Below are 2,333 nucleotides of genomic sequence, written 5' to 3'. Positions count from 1 at the left end.
GTTTTACAACATTCGTTATAAAACGATTATTGTTGACGTTTGTTTGTTCAGTTTTCAAAGAGCAATTTGTTTGTTACTATCAGATGCAACTTTTATATCGTATCACATTTAATAGTCACAAGTCAATAATTTTCTTAAAACTTTTAACTATTAAATTATCAATTATCGTTACCGTTCGAGGTAACTTTTATATATTAACAAATATCCATTTAACCGTCAACTGTTTTTTTATATTTTTTTCAATCACATTAAACTCTCAGAATATATAAGCGGAACATGCTTTTTACTATCTATTCTAATTAATCCTATTCGGTTTATTTCCCCTTTTAGCTTTTCATTTATCTTTAAACAATAATTATATGCATCCTGAAGCTTTTCTTCAGAAAGTCTATTAGCTAAAGTACAATGTGGAATCCATTTACCCGGAAGATATACTGACTCTTTATCATCAATAAAGGAAGCAAAATTTCTATGATGATTAGAATGTAAATCAAGTAACTCTTCAGTTATAGTCGGGGAATAAAATAACGTTTTTGTATTTATAAAAGATCCTACTGTTTGAAAGTCAAGTCGTACTTTTTCTTTATCTTTATAAAAGGTCCTCATCTTATTTATAAAGTTCCTAACGGGAATTTCCTTATAGTTTGCTATTGTAATATGTGGTACTCTATCTTCTACTTCCCTCGCATAATAAGAGATGCCATTACTCTCCAAGCCTTCCCATATCGTTTTTATACTTTGTTCTAATTCTGGATTAAACAATGCAACTACTGCATACATCGCATTCTTCTCCTTTAGTATATAGTGTCTTTTTTTCTAAAAACCAAATTTTCTCTAGCTATCCACGGGTTGTAATTTAAATGAGATAATCATATTTATTTCCTTCAATCGTCTTTTCAACAAATATCTATACTGGCGTAAAATCAATTTTAGACTCTTAAGCATCTAACCCTCGCTCTACCTTTTCGTCCTTCACAGCTCACCCAAGTAATAATGAGATATCATTTGAAAATATACGATATCCCCTCACTTCCCTCCATAACGCTTCTACAAGTCCCTTCTCCCGGAAACTTAAAGTCACCTTTATTTGTTTGCATAAGTAAATCTTTTGCTTTTCTTATTATCTCGCCTATCACATTTTCCATTTACTACCTAAACATTTCTCTTTTCAAAACACTTAGATTAAATTAAGGTAACAGAAGTTTAACATACATTCTTTTTATGTACACCTATAATGTCTCTATGCCCTAAGGATTTTATTAGTAATAATAGATATAATCTAAAAAATAAAATTTAATAAACGATTCGCAGCGATTAACCGTCTTATGATTTGAAAAAGAAAAAAGAGGCATCGGTTTTACTTTAGACAACGAGAAAAGACTTATTAAACTTGCAAAAGAAGGAAATGAAGATGCCCTCATCGACTAATTGCGAAAACAAGAAAGAAAAGTATTTAATGACAGAAATTAATTCCTATTTATTATTCTTACTGATCTCGCTCTGTTAGCTTAGGGAACGTTTTTGTTTATCCACGCCAAGGAAAAAACAAGCTTCGCATGGTTTTGGGGAATATGGGGATTGATTTCTCTTCCACTCCCATCCATTCTTTACTACCTGCTTATTATCTTGCCTAAATTAAGAAAAATGCGAAAGGGGAAATAACTTTGGATGAATTATGAAAAGTAAACTGGTCATTATTAACTCTTATTCTTATACTCCAAGTCATTTTAATGGTGACAGCCGTCATTAACTGCACCAAACAAGAAGAAACTAACGGACCAAAGTAACTATGGTTTTCACTTATTTTGTTTGTTAGTTCATTCGGAACCTATTTTATATTTTGTCATAGGAAGAAAAAATAATTGAGGAGATACTAAAATATTCGTACAAGTAAATCAATTAGAAAAACAATTTAAAGACCATCAAGCAGGAAAAACAACCACTCTTCATATGCTCGCTGGTTTGCTATCCCCAACAAAAGATTCCATCTCTTACAACGGAGAAAAAGACTATCGTAAACTTATTGGCTTTATGCCCCAGCATCCTAGTTTCTTCAATTGGATTACTCCCATGGAATTTTTATATTTCGTCGGAAAACTATCTGCTGTTCATGGTTATATCCAAATATATGAAATGGAGTCTTGCTACACTCCGAAATGAAGCAACCATTATTTTAATGATGACCAAAATTTTGACAAACTCCAATTATCATTTATTTCAACTTTTTACATTATCATCAATTTTTTACACACTAACAGTATTTGCTTTTAGGCGGTTCGAGCGTTTTTAATTATGGAAACTTCCTTACATACAAACTACAATTTTCTAATTAT

At 31.1% G+C, this 2,333-nt stretch carries 1 protein-coding gene and 1 pseudogene; one reads left to right on the top strand and one right to left on the bottom strand.

The genetic code is table 11. From position 1 onward, the window contains the following. Positions 1–243 precede the first annotated feature (243 nt). Positions 244–780, bottom strand: a complete 537-nt coding sequence (locus NSQ89_RS25280; protein WP_047945089.1) for a 2'-5' RNA ligase family protein — start codon at positions 778–780, stop codon at positions 244–246. Positions 781–1,878: 1,098 nt separating this feature from the next. Here NSQ89_RS25280 and NSQ89_RS25275 point away from each other — a divergent pair. Next, positions 1,879–2,109, top strand: a pseudogene (locus NSQ89_RS25275) (ATP-binding cassette domain-containing protein); the annotation flags it as partial. Positions 2,110–2,333 lie beyond the last annotated feature (224 nt).

Source organism: Niallia sp. FSL R7-0648, from assembly GCF_038007005.1.
GTDB lineage: Bacteria > Bacillota > Bacilli > Bacillales > Cytobacillaceae > Niallia > Niallia circulans.
The sequence above is the reverse complement of the archived record's forward strand: the minus strand, read 5'-3'. Positions and strand labels throughout refer to the sequence as shown.

Coding starts and splice junctions, on each gene's coding strand:
- NSQ89_RS25280 (WP_047945089.1), bottom strand. CDS start 780: ATGTATGCAGTAGTTGCATTGTTTAATCCAGAATTAGAACAAAGTATA.